Genomic DNA, 2,241 nt, shown 5'->3' with positions numbered 1-2,241 from the left:
TCCCGCGGCCGGCTGGGCCCCTGAATCACACCAGCCACTCGGGCCTCCGCGCGGGTAGGTCAGTTAATTGCCCGCCTTTCCGCGACAACTCGGCCGCCGCCTCGCGTAACGCCAACACGCGCTGATGGATCCGATGTTCGGTGCCGCGCGGCATGTACCCGGGCCCATACCGGCCCCGCCCGAGGCGCCACACCCGGCCACGTCCGACCTCCCAGCGCAGCGCATCCGAGATCGCCTTCGATGGGCGGCCCCGAACGTAAAACCCATGCCAGTCAAGCGCTTCGGTCAGCTCGGCGATGGTGGCCGGTCCATGTACCGCCAGCTGCATCGCCAGCACGTAGCGCAGCTCGATCCCTTTGAGTGAATAGCCCATCCCCGGACGGTCGCACACGGGTACGACACCGACCGAGTTGTCGCTACGAGGCGGGCAAAAGACATGTCCACTGTTGTAGAGGCCGGTGTGGCGGATGTGACCTACCCGGCGATGGACAACACGATGCCGTCTAGGATGTCGTGCTCGCTGACGGTCAGCTCGTCGATGCCCGCCCGGGCGCGCAACTCGCGGGCCAACTCCTCGACCACGATGGCGCCCCCGGCGATCACATCGGCGCGCCCCGCATGCATCGGCGGCAGCGCCGCGCGCTCGGCCCGCGTCATGGCGATCAGCCGTTCGCACACCGCCAGCAGATCGTCACCGGCGACGCGCGAAAGATGAATGGCCGCAGAGTCATACGTCGTCAGGTTGTGGGCAAGCGCGGACAGGGTGGTCATCGTCCCGGCCAGCCCGACCCAGGTCTTCGCCCCCTCGACGGGCACCACACCGAGCGCCACCTCGAGCCGCTCGCGCACCACCCGGCGCGCCGCCGCGACTTCCTCGGGCGTCGGGGGGTCCGAATGCAGGCAGCGTTCGGTCAGCCGCACGCAGCCGATGTCGGCCGAGTAGCTGGCCGTCACCGCATCGCCGCCGGTGACGATCTCGGTGGAGCCGCCACCCAGGTCGACGACGACGAAAGGCCCCGCCGCAGCGTCCAACTCGCCGACGGCGCCCCGAAACGACAGCGAGGCCTCCTCGGCGCCGGTGATCACCTCCGCCACCGCCCCCGGCAGCACCGCGCCCAGCACGTCGGCGGTCATCGCGAAGAACGCATCGCGGTTGGCGACGTCGCGGGCGGCGGAGGTGGCCACCATCCGCACCCGTTGTACCCCATGCTGTTTCAGCAACGACGCGTAGTCGGCGAGCGCCGCCCGGGTGCGGGCTATCGCATCGGCCGCGAATTCACCGGTCGCGTCGACACCCTGGCCCAGCCGCACGATGCGCGTCTCCCGGTACACGTCGCGCAGCCGGCCACCGTCGACGTCGGCGATCAGCAGTCGAATCGAGTTGGTGCCGCAGTCGATTCCGGCGAGCCTGTCGTTCACCATCGGCCGGCCTCCAGGATGCCGGGCATCGCGGGCTCGCCGGCCAGGATCGCCAGCGCCTCGTCGCCGAACGGGTTCACACCAGGCCCCTTGGCCAGCGAATGGGCGATCAGCACGTGCAGGCACTTGACCCGGTCGGGCATTCCGCCGCCGGAAAAGGTGGTGCCCAGCGATTCGATCGCGTCCCGCTCGGCCAGATACGACTCGTGGGCGCGCCGGTAGGCGGCCGCCAATTCCGCGTCCTGGCCCAGCCGCTCGGTCATCTCGCGCATCAACCCCGTCGTCTCCAGCCTGCTGGCGGCGGCCGTCAGCGCCGGATGGGTCAGGTAGTACAACGTCGGAAAAGGCGTGCCGTCGGGCAGTTTCGGTGCCGTCTTCACCACCCCGGGCTCACCATTCGGGCAACGGTAGGCGATTTCGATAACCCCGCGCGGCTCGCGCCCGAGCTGGCGCGCCACCGCTTCCAGGTCGGCACGATCAACCACCGGGACCCGTGGGATTCGGTGCGGGCACCGGACCGGGCGCGCCCGGTTCGGCCGGAGGCGGCGGGGCCTGCGGCGCAGGCGGATTGGCCGGCCGCAGGTGCGGGGCGTCGGCGATGGTGTGCCACAGCGACGTATACCAGGGGTCGGTGTTGGCCGGCTTCGCCGACGGGGATCCGGGCTGCGTCGGCTCGCCCGCCGTCGGCGGGAGCTGCACCTGGAACGGGATGTCGCCGGGCTTGACGAAGCCGAGCCGCTCGCGGGCCTGCGCCGCAATGTAGGCCGGGTCACCGAGTTTGGCCTTGCGCTGCTCCAACTCCGCGACCTGACGCCGTAGCGC

The 2,241-nt window shown here is 70.5% G+C and carries 4 protein-coding genes; all 4 read right to left on the bottom strand.

Annotation, left to right across the window (positions count from 1 at the left end):
- Positions 1-25 precede the first annotated feature (25 nt).
- Entirely contained in the window at positions 26-373 is a 348-nt protein-coding gene (locus A9W96_RS18460; protein ID WP_067141911.1) for a hypothetical protein, read from the bottom strand.
- A 101-nt stretch (positions 374-474) separates the two neighbouring features.
- Complete coding sequence (locus A9W96_RS18455) at positions 475-1,422, bottom strand: Ppx/GppA phosphatase family protein (protein WP_067141908.1); 948 nt, start codon at positions 1,420-1,422, stop codon at positions 475-477.
- Positions 1,416-1,904, bottom strand: a complete 489-nt coding sequence (locus A9W96_RS18450) for a DUF501 domain-containing protein (RefSeq protein WP_067141905.1) — start codon at positions 1,902-1,904, stop codon at positions 1,416-1,418. The genes A9W96_RS18455 and A9W96_RS18450 overlap by 7 nt, the downstream gene beginning before the upstream one ends.
- Positions 1,897-2,241, bottom strand: a 345-nt coding sequence (locus A9W96_RS18445; protein ID WP_197499563.1) for a septum formation initiator family protein, incomplete at its 5' end; no start/stop codon positions are given. The genes A9W96_RS18445 and A9W96_RS18450, both read right to left, overlap by 8 nt.

Origin of the sequence: Mycobacterium sp. 1245852.3, assembly GCF_001669335.1 — a bacterium.
In the GTDB taxonomy this organism is placed as follows: domain Bacteria; phylum Actinomycetota; class Actinomycetes; order Mycobacteriales; family Mycobacteriaceae; genus Mycobacterium; species Mycobacterium europaeum_A.
The sequence above is the reverse complement of the archived record's forward strand: the minus strand, read 5'-3'. Positions and strand labels throughout refer to the sequence as shown.